Source organism: Pseudomonas sp. OG7 (genome assembly GCF_014192825.1).
GTDB lineage: Bacteria > Pseudomonadota > Gammaproteobacteria > Pseudomonadales > Pseudomonadaceae > Aquipseudomonas > Aquipseudomonas monteilii.
Map to the genome: position 1 here is coordinate 192,258 of NZ_JACHYK010000010.1, position 21,079 is coordinate 213,336.

The window sequence follows — 21,079 nt, forward strand, 5'->3', positions numbered from 1 at the left end:
CGAACTGGCATTTCTGACAGTTACCGGGGGGGGCAGTCATCACTTATCATGAAGCAGCCAAACCGTTAAATAGTGTATTTTTATGAGGAATAAACTATGAAAAAATCAGCCGAGGTAACAACGCCGCCTCATGAATACCGCCTCCATGAGTCAACCAGCATCACTGGAGTGCGAGCTTATAGTGCTTATGGTCATTCAAATAGCGAAAGCGCAGCGATATTACTGGCATTTAACGGGCAGGCGCTTGAGCCACTCATTCAAGGCTATCTTTTAGGCAATGGCGTTCGTCTTTACTGCTGCGCTCTCATGCGCTTCACGACTCCGGATAGTTTCAGCCCATTTGGTAAAGGCGGGTTAAATAGTTATGGATATTGCTCGGGTGACCCCATAAACCATGTCGACCCCAGCGGTCATTCGTATGCCAAGGTTTCAGCCTACCGACGCGATCAGAATTTGCGTTCTGGTGCCCGTCGGCTGCCTCGCCACGTCGCAGTAGAGTCTATCGATGACCCGACTTTGCTGGCAACCACTTCGCGGGTAGAGCCACGCAGTTCGACCCGTCGTGTCAAAACGAAAACGCCGGCGCTATCTGCTGAACAACCTTGGGATGGCGGTGCAGACAAAAAACACTGGGATGCTTTTTCCGAAACCCTTGGAATTAAGGAAATGACGTCAGAAAAGAGAGCGAAGGTTGTTTACGAGCTTGTGCAGCATCAGGTTATAAAAGAACTAGGGAGTGATGGTGTAGACATCAAACAAAAAATGGCGCTGAGCATGCTCTGGCAGTTGGGGTACGGTGCCAATGTAACCAAAGCATGGGGGGAACGTATTGCAGCTGATATTCTAGCGCGTAACAATGAAGCTGTGAGAGCATTTGTAGGCACCTGAGTCAGTGATGATTACGCCGACACTCGCTTACCAGCCTCAAGCAACCAGCCGTGTTGTCAAGACCGTGCACGCCGCCCGCTCACGTAATGCGCCACATCATTGAACCCCGGCGTGGATGCATGCCCCGGCGTCACCAGTGAGTCGATGAACGCCTCATCCTCCGCCGTGACCTTCACCGCCAATGCACCGCCATAGGTGTCCCACTGTTCTTCGGTACGCGGCCCGACAATCGCCGAGCTCACCAGCTGGTTATTCAGCACCCAGGCAATGGCGAACTCAACGATTCCCACGCCCTTGGCCTCGACGTAAGCCTGGATCTGCCGGGCGATGGCCAGCGACTCCTGGCGCCACTCCACTTCCATGATGCGCTTGTCCTGGCGCCCTGCGCGGCTGCCGGCATCCGGCACGGCCCCCGGCGCATACTTGCCACTGAGTACACCACGCGCCAACGGGCTGAACGGCACGACGCCCAGGCCATGGGCGGCAGCAGCGGTAAGCTGCTCCGGCTCGGCCTGACGGTTGACGATGTTGTACAGCGGCTGGCTCACCACCGGCTTGGGCACCCCGAGGCGCTCGGCAATGTGGCAGACCTCGGCAATGCGCCAGCCACGGAAGTTGGACACGCCCCAGTAGCGGATCTTGCCCTGGCGCAGCAGGTCGCCGATGGCCTGCACGGTCTCTTCCAGCGGCACCTTGTGGTCTTCGCGGTGCAGGTAGTAGATGTCCAGATAGTCCATGCCCATGCGGGTGAGGGTGGCCTCCAGGGCATTGAAGATGTGTTTGCGCGACAGCCCGCTGCGGTTGGGCAAGCCATCGGCCGGGCCGAAGCCGACCTTGCTGGCGACGATCCAGTCCTGGCGATGGCGTGCCACCGCTTCACCGACGATTTCTTCCGAGCGCCCGGCGTTGTACACGTCGGCAGTGTCGATGAAGTTGATGCCTTGGTCCCAGGCCTTGTCGATGATGCGCAGGGCGTCCTCGGTACTGGTCTGCTCGCCGAACATCATGCTGCCCAGGGTAAGGGCGGAAACCTGCAGGCCACTGTGGCCGAGGGGGCGGTAGATCATGCGCTTGGGTCCTTATCAGTCGGCTGATCCAGCTGTTTTACACACAACCGGGGCGCATTGAAAGGCGGACCTCAGCCAATTAGCGCCAACGCCTCTTGCAGGCTCAAGGGGCGTTTCATGCGTTGCGACAGCGTTGCCATGGCATCGGAATAACCCTTGGCGACCACGGCCTCAACCCGATCATCCATACACTGCAGCGCAATGAAATCGCCTTTTTCCGGCTCACCGACGAACTCGACCCGGTTCCAGTCCCGGGCGTGGCCAAGCACTTCATAAGTGCGGCCGTGCTGGTAAGTCCAGAAGAACGGCACATCGGCATAGCGGCGCTGCTCGCCAAGCATGTTGGCTGCAGCGATTACCCCGTGTTGCTGGGCCAGGCGCCAGTGCTCGATGCGCACAGGTCGACCGGTGAGCGGGAAGGTGGCGATATCTCCCGCCGCCCACAGGCCATCGGCAGCGCGCATTTCTGCGTCGACCCTCACAGACTTGTCCTCGGTCAGCGGCACGCCTTGGAGGAAGGCAGTGGCCGGCTTTACCCCCGTGCCGAGCAGCACCAAGGGTGTTTGAAGCCGTTCTCCATTGGCCAGTTGCACGGCTTCGACTTTGTCCTGGCCCTCGATGCGCTGAACTTCAGTAGGGCCGTGGAAGGTGACACCCTTGCGCTCATGCAGCTCACGGATGCTGCGGCCTATGCGTTCACCCAGCTGCCGGGCCAGGGGGACTTCGTGGCGGGTGACCACGTGCACCTGTAGGCCGTACTTGCGCAATGCCGAGGCGGCTTCGAGGCCGATGAAACCGTCACCGATGATGACCACCGGTTGGCCGGGTTCGGCTGCATCGAGCAACTGGGCGGCATCCTCCCGTGAGCGCAGGGTGAACACCCCGGGCAGGTCGGCGCCGGGGATGTCCGGGCGCAGTGCTTTCCCGCCGGTGGCCAGCAGGCAGGCGTCGTAATCGATCTGTTGGCCGTCGGCGAGCGTAAGCTGGCGTTTCTGGCTGTTGAGTGTGCGCACCTTGCCGTGTTTGCGCTCCAACTGGCCCTTGCGCAAGGCGTCGGCATCAAGCAGGGCGGGGACTTCATCGGGCGGCATCTGCCCGGCAATCACGAATTTGCTCAGGGCCGTGCGGTCGTAGGCGGGCTGGCGTTCCTGATCGACCCACACCAGCCGGCCGGCGAAGCCGTGGGCCAGCAACGTAGCGACTGCAGCGCTGCCAGCGGCGCCAGCACCCACCACGACGAAGCAGCGGGCATCGCTGTGCCGTGGCGGCTCGATGGCTGGCAGGGGCTGGTCATCGACCCAGACTTCATCGCCCTTGACCCAGGTTTTGTAGCGGCGCAGGTCGGCCAGCGCCGGGGGCTCGCAGACCACGCCATCGTCCACGGCGAAGGCGGCTTTGTGCCAAGGGCAGACCAGCAAGCCGCTGCAAACCACGCCTTCATTGAGTGGCGCACCTTCGTGGGGGCAGTTGCCTTGGTAGGCACGAACCTGGTCGCCCTGGCGGATGAGGACAAGTTCTTCGCTACCGGCCTGAACACGCAGAGGACGGTGTTCGTCGAGCTGGCTAAGGCGGGCCACGGCGTGCTGGGTCATGGGGGTTCTCCAAAGGGGCCTTTGGAACCATTTGACGCCTGAGGTGGGGAGGGGATGCGTTGAGCTGACGATCGGTGGAGGGTGTGGATTGTGTGTGGCCTGGGCTGGCCTCTTCGCGGGCTTGCCCGCTCCCACAGGATTACCACGAGCTCGAACACTGTGGCGGTCCTGTGGGAGCGGGTGAGCCCGCGAATGGGTTCAACTGGCCTTTGCAGTACTCAGCGCACCTGCCCGCGTTACCCGCAAGGCTACCAGGCTACCCAGCACGATCAGCGCCGCCAGCGAATACAGTGCGGCATCGGTTGAACCGGTCTGGTCCTTGATGAACCCCACCAGGTACGGGCTGAGGAACCCCGCCATCTGGCCCACCGAGTTGATGATGGCCAAACCGGCCACAGCGGCACCGGCACTGAGCAGCGCGGTAGGCATTGGCCAGAACATCGGCAGGCCGGTGAGCGCGCCCATGGTGGCAATCGACAGGCCAAGAATGGCAATGGTCGGGTTACCCGCGAAGTTCACCGCGATCAGCAGGCCGATAGCCCCCATCAGCATCGGCACCACAAGGTGCCAGCGGCGCTCGTTGCGCAGGTCGGCCGAGCGCCCGCACAGGATCATGAACACACCCGCAAGCAGGTACGGAATGGCGCTGAGCCAGCCGATCAGCAGCGGGTTGTCGAAGCCCATGTTCTTGATGATCGATGGCAGCCAGAAGTTGATCGCGTACACACCGCTCTGGATGCAGAAGTAGACGAAGCCGAAGGTCCAGATCAGCGGGTTGGTCAAAACGGCCAGTACGCTGTCGCCGGTAGTGTTCGGTTTGCTGGCAGCATCGGCTTCCAGGTCGGTTGCAACCAGCTGGCGCTCCGCCGTACTCAGCCAGGGTGCTTTCTGGTAGCCGTCACTGAGCAGAAACACCGCCAGTATGCCCAGGGCAACGGTTGGCAGGCCCTGGATCAGGAACATCCACTGCCAGCCGGCCAAGCCGTGTTGGCCGGCGGCGAAGTGCTGCAGGATCCAGCCGGAGAACGGCCCACCGAGCAAGCCCGACACCGGGATCGCCGACATGAACAGGGCCATGATGCGCCCGCGACGGGCCGCCGGGAACCAGCGCGAAAGGTACAGCACCACACCCGGGAAGAAGCCGGCTTCGGCGGCGCCGGTGAGCAGGCGCAAGGTGTAGAACTCGGTGGGGGTGGTGACGAACAGCAGGCAGGTGGAGAGGCTGCCCCAGGCGATCATCATCAGTGCAATCCAGCGCCGAGGGCCAAACCGGTTGAGCGCCAGGTTGCTTGGCAAACCGCACAGTACGTAACCGATGAAGAAGATGCCGGCGCCGAGGCCGTACACCGTTTCGCTGAACTTCAGGGCGTCGAGCATCTGCAGTTTGGCAAAGCCGACGTTGACGCGGTCCAGGTAGTTGAACAGGTAGCAGATGAAAATGAACGGAATCAGCCGCAGGGTGATGCGCCGGTACAGCGCGTTGCGGGTGGTGTCCGTGCCTTGGTCAGGGGCGGGGCTGTGTGCCATGATCGGGTTCTCTGTTGTTATGGTTGTCGCCGCGTCGCCTGTGTCGGCGCTCGCCCTGACGAGTCTCGGGGACTGTGGCCGGCCTGTCTTTGTGCTTTTGCACAGTACCCGGCCCAGGCTGCTGTGCCCGAGCCCAAAAGCCTGACTCCTAAAGGACCCCGCAATGTTCGAACTCGACCATGACCTGGCTCAGGATATCGTTGACCGGGCGATGGCCATTCTGCCGTGCAACGTCAATGTCATGGACAGCCAGGGGTTGATCCTGGGCAGTGGTGAGCCGGAGCGTATCAACACCCGACATGAAGGCGCGCAACTGGTCCTGGCCAATGGCCGGATCGTCGAACTGGATACTGAAGCGGCCAAATGCCTCAAGGGCGTGCAGCCCGGGGTGAACCTGCCGCTGATGCTCGATGGCCGGCTGATGGGCGTACTGGGCCTGACGGGTGACCCGCAACAGGTGCGCACCTATGGCGAGCTGGTACGCATGACCGCCGAGATGCTGCTGGCCCAGCGCCATTTGCAAGACGACCAGCAATGGCGACGGCAGCGTTGTGATGACCTGCTGGCGCTGTTGCTAGGCGGCAGCGGCGACTCGCCACGCTTGCTCGACGAAGCCCGGCAACTGGGCCTGAAGCCGCAGTTGCCAAGGGTGCCTTGCCTGTTCGAGCTGACCTCGGGGCCACCCGCCGAGGCACTTGCTGCGTGGTTGCTCAGCCGCTACCCGGACAGCTGGTGTGTCAGCCCGGCGCGGCAGTCGTTGTTGTGGTGTCGGCCCGCAGGTGTGACGCTGGATGAGCCACGCCTGCTCGAACGCCTGCAACGCCACGGTTGGGGCGTGGAGCGCCTGGCTTTGGGCAGTACCGCGCAAAGCCTGGAGCAACTGCGCCGAGGTTATCGCCGGGTGCGAGACTTGCTGGCCTATGGGCGCGAGGTACTGCCCGCCGAGCGTTTGCTCAGCCTGCAACGCTACCGGCTACCGGCACTGCTGTGGCGGCATCGCAACGATGACGCGCTGGATGAACTGCTGGAGCCGTTGCAGCGCATTCGCGCCAAGGACAACAGTGGGCAGTTGCTCAGCACCCTGCGCGCGTGGTGTGCCCATGACGGCCAAAGCCAGGCCTGTGCCGATGCCTTGGGCATCCACCGCAACAGCCTGCGCTATCGCCTGGAACGGATTGCCGAACTGGGTGAGGTCGACCCGCTGCGCATGGAGGGGATGCTTAGCTTGTACCTGGGGTTGCAGCTGTTGCCTGCTGATTGACGCGGCGCCTGCAGGCACCGCCACGAAGGCATCTGCCCAAACAACCCGCCCGGCGTATTGTGCATTTGACCGAGGCCAGCCTGGCGGGCACCTGTCAGCATGCCGCTCATCAGGACAGGAGAATCCCCATGAAGATCGTCATTGCCCCCGACTCGTTCAAGGACAGCCTCGATGCTGCCGGTGTCGCCCGCGCCATCGCTGCTGGCCTGAGGCAGGCGTGGCCGGACGCAGCCTTGGTCGAGTGCCCGATGGCCGACGGCGGCGAAGGCACCATGGAGGCGATCCTGGCCGCCAGCCACGGCGAACTGCGCCGGCAAGCGGTGCGTGGGCCGTTGGGGCACAGCGTCGAAGCCGGTTGGGGGTGGCTGCCGCAAAGCCGTACGGCCATTATCGAAATGGCCCAGGCCAGTGGCTTGCAGCTGGTGCCTACCGACCAGCGTGATGCGTGCCGCAGCAGTACCTGGGGCACCGGCGAGCTGATTGCCGCCGCCTTGGCCGCCGGCGCACAGCGGGTGGTGCTGGCCATCGGTGGCAGCGCCACCAACGATGCGGGCAGCGGCATGCTGCGCGCGCTGGGCCTGCGCCTGCTGGATGCCGACGGGCAAGCGCTGGAAGAAGGTGGCCTGGCACTGGCGAAGCTGGCGCGGATCGACGCCAGTCACCTGGACCCGCGCCTGGCGGAGGTGCAATTCGAAGTCGCGGCGGACGTCGACAACCCGCTGTGCGGCGCCAACGGTGCATCGGCGATTTTCGGCCCGCAGAAGGGCGCTAACCCGCAGCAGGTGCAGGCGTTGGACCAGGCGCTGGGCCATTTTGCCGACCACTGCGTACAGCTGCTGGGCGACGATGTGCGCGACTACCCTGGGTGCGGCGCTGCCGGTGGTATGGGCTTCGCCGCCCGTGCGTTCATGGGGGCACAGTTCCGCCCGGGGGTAGAGGTGGTGGCCGAACTGGCCGGGCTTGACGCCTTGGTGCAGGGCGCGGACCTGGTGGTGACGGGTGAGGGGCGTTTCGATGCCCAGACACTGCGCGGCAAGACGCCGATGGGGGTTGCCCGGGTCGCCAGGCGCCACGGTGTGCCGGTGGTGGTGCTGGCCGGGACACTGGGTGAGGGCTACCAGCAGTTGTATGCCCATGGGGTCGATGCTGCATTTGCGTTGGCCAGCGGGCCGATGAGCCTGGAACAAGCATGTGCCAACGCGGCAGAACTGCTGCAGGCTCGGGCTTGTGACGTGGGCCGGTTATGGCGCTGCGCAGCGCGCGCCTGATCAAAGCGTTTTTGCGTCTTCGAACAGGGCGATGAAGTTGGCCAGCGCAGGCGAGGCATTCTGGGCGTTCCATTTCATGTACAGGCCAATGCCTGGGGTGGCTTGCTCGTCTATCGGGCGGATCGCACAGAACTGTACGCGCTCGCGTGGGGTCGATTGGGCGAATGAGGACGGCACCAGGGCCACACCGAAACCACAGGCGACCAGCCCCAGCAGGGTATGAATCTGTGCGGCTTCCTGCACCACCCGAGGGTAGAAGCCGGCCGACTCGCACAGGGCGACCAGCTGGGCATGGTAGCCGCCGCCCAACGCTTGCGGGGTAAACACAAAATCCTCATTGGCAAACTCGCGCAGGTCGACGTCGCCTTGCTGCGCTTTCACGTGGCCGGCGGGCAGCGCCATGACAATCTGCTCGTCAAGCAGCAGCCGTGACTCCAGCGTACCCACCGGCAGCGGTAACCTGCGCATGAAGCCGATATCCGCCTCGCCGGCCAGCAGCGCCTTGGCCTGCGTCGCCGATGGCATCTCGCGCAGGGTCAGCTGCACGTTCGGGTAAGTCTCGCGATAGCGCCGCAAGCTGGTGAGCAACGAGTCGTAATAGGCGATGGAAATGGCCGTGATGGTCAGTTTCCCGCTGACACCCGCAGAGACATTACGGGCGTACTCGATACCCTGTTCCAGCTCGGCAAGCACGCGGTAAGCCGTATCGCGAAAGGCTGTGCCGGCCGGGGTCAGACGCACCCCGCGCGTATTGCGCAAGAACAAGCTGAAACCGAGCTTTTCTTCCAGGCGGCTGATCGCCTGGCTCAGCGGCGGCTGTGCCATGTGCAGGCGCTCGGCAGCCTTGTGAAAGTGAAGCTCTTCTGCCACGGCGATGAACTGCCTGAGCAAACGTGTTTCGATCAATCAAGCATTCCTTCAGTGCGGCGACTCGGTGGTGATATCCATGAGATATCAAAGTTGCATGCTTTTAATATTAAGTCATTGATTTTTTTGTTGTTATCGTAAAAAGGAAAATCGAAGGTAGCCAGAAATGCCCGTTACAGAGCCTTTCCACAACGAAGTTGCGGCCGTCACCGATGCCGCACAGGGCCTGGTCTTGGCCTATGGAATGGGGCTGGCCGGACGATCGCCCCGCATCAAGGAATGCAGCTGCGTACCAGTCAAGGTCGCCAATACCCGCGCCGACCTGGGCGAAAGTCTGGTCTGGGATGAGCGTAACGGCGCATTGTACTTCATCGATATTTCTGGCGGGCGCATCAACTGCCTGACGCCAGACGGCGAAGTCGAGAACCTTTACGCGTCAGCCGCGCGCATTGGCGCCCTTGCGCTGACCGACCGGGGCAACCTGATTTTCACCGAAGATGCCAGCGTAGCCATTTTCGATGTGCCGGCGCGCAAGGTATGCCAGCATTCGGCATCGGTCCATCCGCGCTCCACTTACCGATTCAACGACGGCGCCTGTGACCCGCAAGGGCGCTTCGTTACCGGGTTGATGGACGATGCCCTTAGCGGCAATACCGGGGCGCTGTTCCGTTTTGACGGGCAGTTGAGCGACGAGGTCATCCACGATGACATGGCCTTGCCCACTGGGGTTGCCTGGTCGCAAGACGGCCAGACGATGTACTTCGTCGATTCGGCGGCGCGCGCCATCTACCGTGCCGAGTACCTCATGGAGGGCCGGCTGGGCACTGTTACGCTGTTTGCCGAAACCCCTGCCGAACTGGGGCGGCCAGATGGCCTGGCGCTGGACCGCGAAGGCGGGCTGTGGGTGTGCCAGTACCATGGCAGCTGCCTGCTGCGCTACGACCGCCACGGCCACCTGACCGATCAGGTACTGATGCCGGTACCGTGCCCCACCAGTTGCTGCTTTGGCGGGCCCGGCATGAATACCTTGTTCATCAGCACCGCGCGTTTCGACATGAGCCCTGAAGACCTGCTCCATTACCCGGATGCTGGCGACCTGTATGCCATCCACCCGACAATTGGCGGTGTCGCCCGGCACAGCTTCAAGGAATAAGCGCTTGGGCTTGGCTGGCCGGTAACACGGCCAGTTCGCCAAAACGCTGCGCCGAGTCGATGTAGCGCAGCGCCGACTTGGCATCTTTCCAGCCCACGTAGCTCATCAGTGATTTCAGTTCCCAACCATTGGCTGTGGCCCAGGTGGCAAAGCCACGCCGTAGCGAGTGGCCGGTATACAGCGCCGCCGGTACCCCGGCACGTTCCAGCATGCGCCGCAGCAGGCCGACCAGGCTGTTGCTGTTGAGCGCGCTTTCACCGAGGTTGCCCCAGCGGTCAAGCTTGCGAAACACCGGCCCGTGGGCAATGCCGGCAACTTCCAGCCATTGCAGGTAGGCCGTTACCGGGCACAGGGCCTTGAGGGCAGGGGTCCGGTGCTGCACGCCCAAGGCTTCGCGGTCGCCCTTGCTGCGCGGCAGGAACAGCGTGATGCCGACACCGGCTTCGGCCTGGATATGTTCGATGCGCAAGCGTGCCAGTTCATCACCGCGAAAACCTCGCCAGAAGCCCAGCAACAGCAACGCAGTGTCGCGGCGTGCCCGGCGCAGGGCGGCCAGGTCGTGGTGTTCGTGGGCCTGGCGAGCCTCCTCTTCAAAACACGCCACGGCGGTTTGCAGGTGTTGCAGCAACAGCGGGGCGGCCTGCCTGGGCGGCGTCGGGTGCAGGGTGCGGATGCCGCGTAGAACCTGGCGTACCAGCGGTGCCTTGGTCGGGTCGGGGAAACCTTGGGCGACGTGCCATTGACTGAGCGCGGCCAGGCGCTGGCGCAGGGTATTGACGGCGTGGTGTTCGGCATGCTCGACCAGGTAGCGGGCGATACTCTCGGCGGTGGCCGGGAGAAAGCCGCCCCAGTGGCTTTCGAAGTGCTCGATGGCGGCCTGGTAGCTGCGCCGGGTGTTGTCACGGGTGGCGGCGCGAAGGTAGCGCTCGATATCGGTCATGGTGCGGCTGTCGGTGGGTGATGGGCACACGATAAACCGAAATCGCAAGACAAGCACCTAATGCGGCACCGGGGCAACGCCATCCTGCAGGGCCGGCACCAGCACCATCGTATCGTGCGAGGGCTCAATGCCGTTGAAGTGTGGGTAGTCGCGCAACTGCGCCGGCGACAGCGGCCGGCTGAAGTGATAGCCCTGGGCTATATCGCAGCCCGCCAGTTTCAGGCACACCACTTGCTCACGGGTTTCCACACCTTCGGCCACCACTTCCAGGCCCAGGCGTTTGGCCAGGATGATGGTGGAGGACACGATCGGGCTGTCGTCATGGCTGTTGGACAAGGGGGCGATCAGCGAGCGGTCGATTTTCAGCTTGCTCAGCGGCAGCGAATGCAGGTGGGCGAAGCCAGCGTAGCCGCGGCCGAAATCGTCCAGGCTGATGCCCAGGCCCGCGCTGCGCAGGGTGTGCAGGTGCGCCACAGCGGTACTTTCCGGGTCGAGGATGGTGGTTTCAGTGATTTCCAGCTCCAGCCGCTGCGGCGCAATCGCATACTGCTGCAGTTCGTTCAGCAACCGCGTAGCGAAGTCGCCCTGGCGCAGTTGCAGGGCGGAGACATTGACAGCCAGCCGTGTCTGTCGGCCTTGGGCGTCCCACTCCGACAGGGCCTCGCAGGCCAGGCGCAACACCTCCCAACCCAGCTCGACAATGAAACCACTGCGTTCGGCCAGGTCGATGAAGCGGTCCGGGTACAGCAGGCCGAACTCGGGGTGATCCCAGCGCACCAGCGCTTCGTAGCCCAGCACTTGCTGGGTGTCGAGGCGAATCTGTGGCTGGTAGTGCAGCACGAACTGGCGCTCGGCCAAGGCACTGCCGAAGGCCTGTTCAAGGGTGAAGGCCTGAATGTCGGCCAGGTTCAGCGAGGGGTCGAAGAAGCGATATTGCGCGCGCCCGGCCTGTTTGGCCGAATACATCGCCGCGTCGGCACTGCGGACCAGGCTGTCGATGTCCTGGCCATCGCGGGGGCAGATGCTTACGCCCACGCTGGGGCTGGTGTTGACCTCCTGGCCATCCAGGTCATAGGTGGCCGACAACCGCTGAACCAGTTCGCGAACCCAGGTATTGATCTGTTCCTCGCTGCGTTCGCCTGCCAGCAGCACCACGAATTCGTCGCCGCCAAAGCGCGAAGCCTCGTCGCCGGGCTCCAGAAGGCGCTGGATACGCCCGGCCACAGCCTGCAGCAGCAGGTCGCCAATCTTGTGCCCGAGCGAGTCGTTGATCGACTTGAAGCGGTCCATGTCGATGAACAGGATCGCCATCAGCCGGCGCTTGCCCCGTTGCCGGGTAAGCGCCTGACCCGCCACCTCGACGAACTGGCGGCGGTTGTGCAACCCGCTGAGGTGGTCGGTGGCGGCGGCATGGCTGCTGCGCCGGTGTTCCTCCTCAAGGCGCCCGATAAGTTGCTGGTTGACCTGTTGGGCCTGCTCCAGAGCATTGAAAGCCTCCTGGTGCTTGCGCAGCAGACGCAAGGTGCACAGCAAACTGCCGAGGATCAGCAGGGTCATGCTCAGGTTCAGCCAGAACTGCCGACAATGGGGCAATGCCGAGGGTGTAGGCAGGCCAAGGCCGCACGCCGGGTGGGCGGCGGTTACGGAGGGGATGTGCAGCCCCCAAAGAAAGGCCAGGGTGGCTGCGCACAGCATCAGGATCAGCAGCCGTAAAAGGCTGGTGGACGAAAGCGAACGGCGAATCACTGCTGATGGTTCCCGACCCTGGGTGATGCTCGAAAAATACGACAATAAGATGACAGACTGATGACTGATAGCTAATTGCCTTTAAGGGTTCCCCGTATCCGCCAAGGGCGCCTGCAGGCGTGCGGTTTCCTCTTCGATGTAGCTCATCAAGGCGCTGACTTCGGCATCACCCAACCGCATGTTGGGCATCGCCAGGCGGTTGTACTGCTCGTACAGCAGCATGGCCAGGGGGTCTTTCTCTGCCAGCATGCGGTCGGGTTCTTTCAACCAGCGGGTCAGCCAGTTGGCATCACGCTGGCGGGTCACACCCAGCAGGTCGGGGCCTATACCCGGTTGCCCCGGCTCGGTGTTACCCAGCGTGTGGCAGGATGAACAACGGGTGCGGAAGATCTGCTCGCCACTGCTTGGCGGACGTACTTCGGGCGCTTGAGCGTAGTCATTGTTCTTGGCGCTGGCCTGCTTCCAGTTGTGCAGGCTGTTGCCCAGGCGATCGGCGAGGATGTACGGGCTTTCGAAGGGCGAAGCCTTCATCCAGCGGCCGGTGGCCTGGTTGCCGATGATCAGGCTCAGGTTGTGGTCCTTGGAACGGCCGTTTTCCAGGCCGTCAATCCACAGCCCCAGGCTACGGCGCAACCGTTCGATGTCGTCAGGTTCACCGGTGAGCAGCGTCCAGCCGGGGCCGATGCCGAACTTTTCAGCGTAGCGTTTGAGGGTGGCTGGCGTGTCGTTGTAAGGGTCGATGCTGATGGAGTACAGGAAAATGTCGTTGCCGACGCGGTCGCCAAGAATCTTCTGCACCTGGCGCAGGCGTGCGGTTTCAACCGGGCAGGAGTCGGAACAGCCGGTGAAAATGAAGTTGATGGCGACAACCTTGTCTTTGATCAGGTCGTCGAAGAAATGCACTTGCTCCCCGTCCTGGGTGAGCAGGGGGATGTTGGGGAAGTAGTCGGCACCCCAAGGGCTTTCAGCGTCTTTGGCCACCGGTTGTTGCGGCAGCAACGGCCAGAACGGGATGCTGGCGGCGAACAGCGCGAGCACCAGCAGGAAACGCCATGAGCCGGACATGATGCGGTCCTCATCGGTTGGCAGTGGGGGCCGCAAAGCGGCCCCCGCCTTGCACTCACTGATACCTGACTGGCGCCGTCACGGTCTGCCCCAGCGCCGACTTCGCGGTAACCGTCGCCGGTGTGGCCGGGCCGAAGCCGGTGGTGGTCACCGACACGCGCCAGCGCGCACCAGTGGTCGTGGCGGTCAGCGTGGCGTTACCCAGGCTTACCGGGCCACCAGTGGTCGCCGCAGTCACGCTGATGCTGTTGCCCGTGGCCACTGTGGTCGTCCCTTGCACATCCCAGGTGAAGCGGTTGCCGCTGCGCACCTGCACCGTGGCACTGGTGACCTGGATCTGGTCGACCGCTGCAGCCGGGCTGACCGCGATGCTGACCGTGGCCGGGTTCACCGACTCGGCCCCTTTGGCATCCCGCGCCGTGTAGTTGAAGCTGGCGGTAAACGGCGTGGCGACCGTGGCCGGCGGGGTGTAGGTCACCGTGGTGCCATTGGTGCTGACGCTACCCTGGCCGGAGTCGGGCTGGCTGAGGCCGACGACATTCAATGGCAGATTACCTTCCGGGTCGGTGTCGTTGGCCAGCACGCTCAGGGTGATCGGCTTGCCAGCAGTGGTTGCCGCACTGTCGTTGGCCGCGACCGGTGGCTTGTTGGCAGCATCATCGTTGTCGTCCTTGCCTTTGGTGCGGAAGGTCGGCAGGCCCACCGACGCCATGTATTGCACGCCATCCCAGCCTGGCAGCGGGGTCGGCATTACCTGGAACTGGCCTGGGTGTTCAATGTCCCAGCGCAGCAGCATCGAAGAGTCTTCATGCTGGGTGTTGTGGCAGTGCTCCATGTAGGTACCGGCGAACTCGCGGAAGCGGATAGCCATTTCCACTTCTTCCGACGAATCGGCATCCGGCCCGATGCGGTAGACGTCCTTGCGCGCCCATTTCTCCCATTCTGGCGGCGCCTTGCCGTCGCGGCTAAGAATCACACCTTCCTCGAAGTGCACATGCACCGGGTGGCTCCAGCCATTGCCGCCGTTGACGATTTTCCACACTTCCAGGGTGCCGTCGCCGCTGAAGCCCCCGTCGGTGGACTGTTGGGCCAGTTGTGGTGCAGCACTGATGCGCCGTGGGTCCATGCTGTAACCGAAGCCCCCGTCAGTCTTGATAGTCCAGGGTTTGGTATCGGTACCGTCAGAGCGGCCAAAGATGAACTCGCGGTGGCGGGCATCCTTGATCTTGGCCTGGTCGGCGGCCGAATTGCGGTCAATGGGCAGCGGGAGCATTTTCAGGCCTGCGGCCTTGCCGGGTTTGGCCGGTTCGTAGGCCACCGGGTCCATGCTCACGTCCTGGCCGCTGTACGGCTGCACGATCAACTGCAGGAACTTGCCGACCAGCGGGTCGCCGTTCTCCCACAGCGGGCCCTTGCTGGTCTGTTTGATCACTGCCTTGTACTTCTCCGACAGCACGTCGGCCAGCGAGATGGCACCTTCCGGGCCCTTGCCGGTGCGGTGTTCCTCCAGGTTGACGAAGTACAGCTTGTCGCCCACCTTGATGCCGTTCTTGGCGAAGTTGATGATGATGTCGTAGCGCTCGGCAATACCTTGCAGCGGCAGGATACCGTTGTTGTCCTGCAGGTTGCCGTCACCGTTGAGGTCCATGGTGCCGTCGAATGGCACGGCGTGCTCCATGATGTTGCCGTCGTTGGCGATCATGTGGAACGGCACCCGCGCATACGACACGTTGGAGCCGGATGGCCCCTTGAATTCGCCGCTGGTCCCGGCGATTTCACGCACGACTGCGAATTTGAAGTAGCGGGATACCGAGCCATTGAGCAGACGGAAGCGATAACTGCGCGCGCGCACCTTGAGCTTGGGCTGGTACTGCCAGTTGACCAGCATCTGGTCGCCAAGGAAGCCATCGGTGTTGAACGGGTTGAACCACAGCTGGCCGTTTGCATCCCAGGCCTTGTCGGCCATCACCAGGTTGACGTCGTAGTCGCGGTTGCCCCAAGGCATGCCCGAACCGCTGGGGAAGCGCAGGTTCACGCCATCCTGCAAGGCCTCGTTGCCGCGGTCCAGGGCGCTGTAGTAGTTCATCATCACGGCGTTGCCCTTGTAGACGTTCTGCGCCGTGAAATCCATCATGTGGTCGTGGAACCAGTGGGTACTCATGGTTTCGCGCCAGTCGCCACGAATCTTGATGCTGCCGTTCTGGCAGGTTTTCAGCCCGGGCGAGCCGTCATTGACGAACAAGGTTTCACCCGGTGAGCAAGGGAACGCGGCACGCGGGTCTTGTGCGCGGGTGTTGATGGTGTCGTAGCCGGCCAGCTGCACCGGCCAACGGTAGTCGTAGTACTGGCCGGGGAAGAAGTAGGCGTTGGCATAGCCGTCGCTTTCGGCGGGGGAGTGGCCGTTGTGCTCGTGGGTCGAGATGGTATGCAGGCCAAAACCGCCGTTGGCCGAAGGGTCGATCGGCAGGGCGTTGTAATGGCGCATCAGCACCGGCTGGCCATAGCGCACCATCAGCAGCTTGACCGGGAACGTGCCATCGAACGTCCACAGCGACTTGTGGTTCTGCAGCGGCATGTTCGGGTGGAAGCGGGTGTCGATGCCCTTGGTCGTGCCCAGCGTATTCGGGATGTCGGAGGTCTGGTAGTACAGCCCGCCCGGGCCGAATTCACCGACCGCATAGTTGTGCAACTGCTTGCGGTCGCGCAGGCCCTGGTTGATGCGTGCACCGGCTTGCGCGGTCTTGAATGCAGTCTGCGGGTAAAACTCGTTCCAGCGCTGGTGTGACCAGCCTTTGCCTGGTGGACGGCCTTCAGCCGGGGAGCCGACCGGCTTGCGGTTCAGGAACATCTCGATCTGCGCCTTCCATGGGTTGCGGTCCAGCACGTTGGCGTACTGGGTCGGGAACGGGTAAAGCCCGGGTTGCTTGAGGAAAGCTTCCAGCGCGGTGCCACTGGGGCCGCTGCGGGCAACGACGTTGGGGTCCTGCGCCGGGGCGGCCCCCAGGGTGGGAACCGGGAAGGTCAGGCTGGGCGGTGGCAGGGTGGGGTCGAGTTTTTCTGTGCCGAACTCTTCGAACAGCAGCAATTGTTGGGTGAACGGCTGCGCACCGAACAGCGGGCTGGGCTTGCCGTTGGTAGGGTACCTGTCAGAGGTTTGCAGGGCAGGCGGTAGTACGTTGTCGGTGCGCACCGTGTTGCGGTCGCCATACATCCCATTGGTCAGCTCCAGCGAACCTTGGTTGGCTTCGGGCAATGTATTGAGGTTCAGCAGGGCCGGGGTCGGATCAGCCGGTTGGTCGGTGTAGGCGGAAGGATCGGTTGGCGGCGGCAGGCCGTTATCGTCGAGGGGGGCCGCTGTAACCGTGATCAGCCCGAGGCTGAGCATCAGCGCGGTGACGGTGGACAGCTGGAATGCATGCCTAGCAGGGTGGATCACGGCAGATGTTTTCATTGCCTTATGCCTCGCTCGCGGCTTTATGGCTTAAAGCCATCAATGGCGTTTTGCCCGGTAAAAAGCCCTGAGCAACGGCTGTGCCAACCGATATTTCGGTAATGCTCTATTAAACAAATCGTTGTAGCGCCTGATGTGCGCTAGATAACAGAGCGTCAAAAATGGGGATATGTCCCCACTAGCGGGTCACCCAGTGCCCAGTCTTTGGGGGATGGGTAGTGACAGCACTGGCTCACTGGGGTATACCTGAGCGCCACCAAGGGGAGCCCGGCAACGGGCTGAGAAACCGCTGAGCGTTGCAGCGCGGTGACCCTTCGAACCTGATCCGGATCATGCCGGCGAAGGGATGGGATTCGTAACCTGCCTTTTTGCCGGCCTCACTGCGAGGCCCGTCCATGCTCACTGCCAAGGTCTCGCTGTCACCCCCATCAAGGACAGCAACATGACCGAACGTTTCAGCCAGTCCCTGCGCCGCCAAAGCGAGCCGACCTGGTCGGCGGCCGTGGGCCACCGTTTCGTGACCCAATTGTGCGACGGCAGCCTGCCAGACCCGATCATGGTCGACTACCTGGTGCAGGACCACCGTTTCCTCGACAGCTTCCTCACCTTGCTGGGCGCGGCCATCGCCACCGCTGACACGTTCGAGGCGCGCCTGCGCTTCGGCCGCTTCGCCGGGATGATTTCCAGCGACGAGAACACCTACTTCCTGCGCGCTTTCGACGCTCTGGATGTAAGCCCGGCGCAACGCACTGAACCGACCGACACTGTGCCAACCGCAGGTTTCAAGGCGATCATGCGTGAAGCGGCGGCAACCCGTTCTTATGCGGCGGCGCTGGCAGTGCTCAACGTTGCCGAAGGCCTGTACCTGGACTGGGCGCTGAAGGCGCCCAAACCCATGCCGAACAATTTCGTCCATGCCGAGTGGATCACCTTGCACGATAACCCGGCCTTCCAGGCCTTCGTTGCCTTCCTGCAATCCGAACTGGACCGCGTCGGCCCGCAGGAAGCTGCACTGGCCACTGACTTCTACCAGCGCACCGTAGCGCTAGAACTGGCCTTCTTCGATGCCGTTTACCCGGAGGGCAAATGAGCATGGACGTCTTCGAGCGCCTCAAGGCTGCTGCCTCGCTACAGTGGAACAGCTATGTCGACCATGACTTCGTGCGGCAGATGGGCGAGGGCACGTTGAGCGAAGAAGCATTCCGGACTTACCTGGTGCAGGATTACCTGTTCCTTATCCAGTTTGCCCGTGCCTGGGCGCTGGCGGCTTACAAGAGCCGCCGCCCGGCCGACATCCGCGCTGCGCAGGCCGGGCTGGCGGCGATCCTGGATGAAACTGAACTGCACCTGCGCCTGTGCGCGCGCTGGGGGCTGACCCAGGCCGATATCGAAGCTGCGCCCGAGCACCAGGCCACGGTGGCCTATACCCGCTATGTACTGGATTGCGGTGCCGCCGGCGATCTGCTGGAACTGCATGTGGCACTGGCGCCTTGCGTGATCGGCTATGCCGAAATCGGCCGGACCCTGGCGGAACGGATCGGCGATTTGAGCAAGCACCCGTACCGCGAGTGGATTGGTGAATATGCCGGGGAAGGCTATCAAGGCGTGGCGGCGGCAGCGCGCAAGCATCTGGATGAGCTGGCGGCGCGGAGCATGACCGAGCAGCGCTTTGCAGAGTTGGTGGGGATTTTCGGGCAAGCTTCCAGCCTGGAGGCAGACTTCTGGCAGATGGGGTTAAACGGAGGCTAATCTGCACCTTTGAGCGAAGCCCTCGACAAGGAGAAACACCATGAACATTGTCAACGCACGGCTGCGCGGCAAACCTGGCCTGTTCCGGATCGAACTCAGCGGCGAGTACATCGGCGCCATTGTGCCTCAGGCCGATGGAGTGGCACTGTGCGCGGGTGATGATCTGGACGCCGGGCAAAACCTGGTGGTGGCGCCTTTTGTCGAGCCGCACATTCACCTGGACGCCACGCTGACCGCGGGCGAGCCGAAGTGGAACATGAGCGGCACCCTGTTCGAAGGCATTGAGCGTTGGGCCGAGCGTAAGGAAATCACCACACACGATGACATCAAGACCCGCGCGAAAAAGACCATCGGCATGCTGGTGGACCACGGTATCCAGCATGTACGCACGCATGTCGATGTGACCGACCCGAAACTCACTGCGCTCAAGGCCATGGTCGAGGTGCGAGACGAAGTGCGCGCACGGGTCGACCTGCAGATCGTCGCCTTCCCGCAGGAGGGTATCGAGTCGTACGCCAACGGGCGGGCGCTGATGACCGAAGCGGTGGCCATCGGTGCCGATGTGGTGGGCGGTATTCCGCATTTCGAGAACACCCGTGAGCAGGGCGTTTCGTCGGTGAAGTTCCTGATGGACCTGGCCGAACGTACCGGCTGCCTGGTGGACGTGCACTGCGACGAGACCGACGACCCGCAATCGCGCTTCCTTGAAGTGCTGGCCGAAGAAGCCAGGGTGCGCGGTATGGGCGCCCGGGTAACCGCCAGCCATACCGTGGCCATGGGTTCGTATGACAATGCCTACTGCTACAAGCTGTTCCGCCTGCTGAAACTGTCGGGCATCAACTTCGTGTCGTGCCCGACCGAGAGCATTCACCTGCAAGGGCGCTTCGACAACTACCCGAAACGCCGCGGCGTCACTCGCGTGGCCGAGATCGACCGCGCCGGCATGAACGTGTGCTTTGGCCAGGATTCCATCGTCGACCCTTGGTACCCGCTGGGTAATGGCAACATCCTTCGCATTCTCGAAGCGGGGCTGCACATCTGCCACATGCTCGGCTACGAAGACCTGCAGCGCTGCCTGGACCTGATCACCGACAACAGCGCCCGCACCCTGAACCTGGGCGAACGCTACGGAATTGGGGTGGGGCGGCCGGCCAACCTGTTACTGCTGTCGGCGCCTGATGATTACGAGATGGTGCGTAGCCAAGGGCACGCGCTGGTGTCGGTGCGAAACGGCAAGGTGTTGATGCGTCGCACGCCCGCGCAGGTTGAGCGCATGCATTGATACACCCGCCACTTTGAAGCCCGTAACGCCCCGCCGGCCTTGAGCCGGACGGGGCGTTTTGCTGTTTGCCGTACGGCTGAACGCATGCTTCGAGCGGATTTTTGTCGGTCACATGCGATAAGCCGTGATTATTCTTCCTGAGGAAACGTTTGCAGGAGCGCGTTGTTATCGCCATAATCAGTACGTAATTACATGTTACATAACACAGTACAAAATCGTAGGAGCAGGCATGGCCCGGGGCGGTATCAACAAGGTGGTGGTTCAGCAGGCACGTCAGGCGTTGATTGCCCGCGGCGAGAACCCCAGCATCGATGCCATACGTATCGAGCTGGGCAATACCGGATCGAAAACCACGATTCACCGCTACCTCAAGGAATTGAACGGCCAGCAACCCGTGGCCTCCGAAGGGGGCGCGGCGCTGAGCGATGTGCTAAGCCGCTTGGTCGGGCAATTGGCCACTCAGCTACAAGATGAGGCCGACCTGAAGATCGAGCAGGCCGAAAGCACCTTCACTCAACAGCGAGAAGCGCTTGAGGCTCAGCTCGACATCGCCCAGCAGGCCCTGGCGGCGGCGCTTCAGCAACATAAGATCGATGCAGCGGCTTTGGCCGACGAGACGGAAAAACGGCTGACCACACAGAGCACGCTGCAAGCCGAACAGCTGCGCAGCGCCAGCCTCAACCAGTCGCTAGGTGAATTGCAGGTGCGTCTGGCCGACAAGGACGAACAGGTGAAGTCACTGGAGGACAAACACCGACATGCCCGCGATGCCCTGGAGCATTACCGCAATGCCAGCCGTGAACAGCGCGAGCAGGAGCAACGCCGCCACGAAGCACAACTGCAGCAGATGCAGGTGGAAGTACGTCAACTGCAACAAGGCATGATCGTGAAGCAGGACGAGCTGACCCGCTTGCACCGCGATAATGAGCGTTTGTTGGGTGAGCACCGCCAGGCCGCCAGCGCGTGCCGGGCGCAGGACGAGTTGCTGGAGCAACGCGATGCGCAGATCCAGGGCTTGCGGACGATCCTGGCCCAGGCACAAGGTGCCAGCGAAGAAATGCGCCGGCAGCTGGATGTGCAAGCGCAGCATCTGGAAACCAGGCGCGACGTGTGCGCGGAACAGGCGCGGCAGTTGCTGCGGTATGAAGAAGAGCTAAAAGAACGCGATGTGGCGTTGGCGCAATGCAGGGCACACCTGCCTGCACATGCCGAGTGACGGGCCC

Annotated in this window: 15 protein-coding genes, 1 pseudogene and 1 riboswitch; of the genes and pseudogenes, 8 read left to right on the forward strand and 8 right to left on the reverse strand. The window is 62.7% G+C overall.

The window, feature by feature from the left end; translation table 11 throughout:
- Positions 1–96 precede the first annotated feature (96 nt).
- Positions 97–888 carry an RHS repeat-associated core domain-containing protein gene (locus tag FHW75_RS23355; RefSeq protein ID WP_080587325.1) on the forward strand — a complete coding sequence of 264 codons (792 nt, stop codon included), beginning with the start codon at positions 97–99 and terminating at the stop codon, positions 886–888.
- A gap of 56 nt (positions 889–944) precedes the next feature.
- On the opposite strand, the gene FHW75_RS23360 is transcribed toward FHW75_RS23355, so the two are convergent.
- The 3 genes from FHW75_RS23360 to FHW75_RS23370 all read right to left on the reverse strand — a co-directional run bounded on the left by FHW75_RS23360 (position 945) and on the right by FHW75_RS23370 (position 5,074).
- On the reverse strand, positions 945–1,955 hold the full coding sequence (locus tag FHW75_RS23360; RefSeq protein WP_027615554.1) for an aldo/keto reductase: 1,011 nt from the start codon (positions 1,953–1,955) through the stop codon (positions 945–947).
- A gap of 71 nt (positions 1,956–2,026) precedes the next feature.
- On the reverse strand, positions 2,027–3,547 hold the full coding sequence (locus tag FHW75_RS23365) for an apoptosis inducing factor family protein (protein WP_183674729.1): 1,521 nt from the start codon (positions 3,545–3,547) through the stop codon (positions 2,027–2,029).
- 198 nt (positions 3,548–3,745) lie between these two features.
- The gene (locus tag FHW75_RS23370) at positions 3,746–5,074 is read right to left on the reverse strand and encodes an MFS transporter (protein WP_183674732.1); all 1,329 of its coding nucleotides are present in this window, start codon (positions 5,072–5,074) and stop codon (positions 3,746–3,748) included.
- Between the two features lie 163 nt (positions 5,075–5,237).
- On the opposite strand from FHW75_RS23370, the gene FHW75_RS23375 reads away from it, so the two are divergent.
- Complete coding sequence (locus tag FHW75_RS23375) at positions 5,238–6,335, forward strand: sugar diacid recognition domain-containing protein (RefSeq protein WP_183674735.1); 1,098 nt, start codon at positions 5,238–5,240, stop codon at positions 6,333–6,335.
- Between the two features lie 128 nt (positions 6,336–6,463).
- The gene (locus FHW75_RS23380) at positions 6,464–7,603 is read left to right on the forward strand and encodes a glycerate kinase (protein WP_025754131.1); all 1,140 of its coding nucleotides are present in this window, start codon (positions 6,464–6,466) and stop codon (positions 7,601–7,603) included.
- Here the strand turns inward: FHW75_RS23380 and FHW75_RS23385 are convergent, their stop codons facing one another.
- Entirely contained in the window at positions 7,604–8,509 is a 906-nt protein-coding gene (locus FHW75_RS23385) for a LysR substrate-binding domain-containing protein (protein ID WP_183674737.1), read from the reverse strand. It lies immediately after the preceding gene.
- 205 nt (positions 8,510–8,714) lie between these two features.
- On the opposite strand from FHW75_RS23385, the gene FHW75_RS23390 reads away from it, so the two are divergent.
- Positions 8,715–9,623, forward strand: coding sequence for an SMP-30/gluconolactonase/LRE family protein (locus tag FHW75_RS23390; RefSeq protein ID WP_232062866.1), 909 nt, complete (start codon positions 8,715–8,717; stop codon positions 9,621–9,623).
- Here FHW75_RS23390 and FHW75_RS23395 read toward each other — a convergent pair.
- The 4 genes and pseudogenes from FHW75_RS23395 to FHW75_RS23410 all read right to left on the reverse strand — a co-directional run bounded on the left by FHW75_RS23395 (position 9,613) and on the right by FHW75_RS23410 (position 16,825).
- Positions 9,613–10,563: a site-specific integrase gene (locus tag FHW75_RS23395; RefSeq protein ID WP_027609256.1), complete on the reverse strand. Its 951-nt coding sequence runs from the start codon at positions 10,561–10,563 to the stop codon at positions 9,613–9,615. The two genes, FHW75_RS23390 and FHW75_RS23395, sit on opposite strands and share 11 nt — an antisense overlap.
- 57 nt (positions 10,564–10,620) lie before the next feature.
- Positions 10,621–12,165: pseudogene (locus FHW75_RS23400) on the reverse strand (putative bifunctional diguanylate cyclase/phosphodiesterase); the annotation flags it as partial.
- A gap of 225 nt (positions 12,166–12,390) precedes the next feature.
- A complete protein-coding gene (locus FHW75_RS23405; protein ID WP_019098389.1) occupies positions 12,391–13,374 on the reverse strand; it encodes an SCO family protein in 984 nt (327 codons plus the stop codon).
- Between the two features lie 55 nt (positions 13,375–13,429).
- Positions 13,430–16,825, reverse strand: a complete 3,396-nt coding sequence (locus tag FHW75_RS23410; protein ID WP_183674743.1) for an Ig-like domain-containing protein — start codon at positions 16,823–16,825, stop codon at positions 13,430–13,432.
- A gap of 249 nt (positions 16,826–17,074) precedes the next feature.
- Positions 17,075–17,189: riboswitch (TPP riboswitch) on the forward strand.
- 78 nt (positions 17,190–17,267) lie between these two features.
- On the opposite strand from FHW75_RS23410, the gene FHW75_RS23415 reads away from it, so the two are divergent.
- The 4 genes from FHW75_RS23415 to FHW75_RS23430 all read left to right on the forward strand — a co-directional run bounded on the left by FHW75_RS23415 (position 17,268) and on the right by FHW75_RS23430 (position 21,072).
- Positions 17,268–17,915, forward strand: coding sequence for a TenA family protein (locus FHW75_RS23415; RefSeq protein ID WP_019098391.1), 648 nt, complete (start codon positions 17,268–17,270; stop codon positions 17,913–17,915).
- Positions 17,912–18,574 carry a thiaminase II gene (tenA, locus tag FHW75_RS23420; protein ID WP_019098392.1) on the forward strand — a complete coding sequence of 221 codons (663 nt, stop codon included), beginning with the start codon at positions 17,912–17,914 and terminating at the stop codon, positions 18,572–18,574. Before FHW75_RS23415 ends, tenA begins: the two co-directional genes overlap by 4 nt.
- Before the next feature lie 40 nt (positions 18,575–18,614).
- On the forward strand, positions 18,615–19,856 hold the full coding sequence (gene codA, locus FHW75_RS23425) for a cytosine deaminase (RefSeq protein WP_183674746.1): 1,242 nt from the start codon (positions 18,615–18,617) through the stop codon (positions 19,854–19,856).
- 229 nt (positions 19,857–20,085) lie between these two features.
- On the forward strand, positions 20,086–21,072 hold the full coding sequence (locus FHW75_RS23430) for a DNA-binding protein (protein ID WP_027609254.1): 987 nt from the start codon (positions 20,086–20,088) through the stop codon (positions 21,070–21,072).
- Positions 21,073–21,079: the final 7 nt, after the last annotated feature.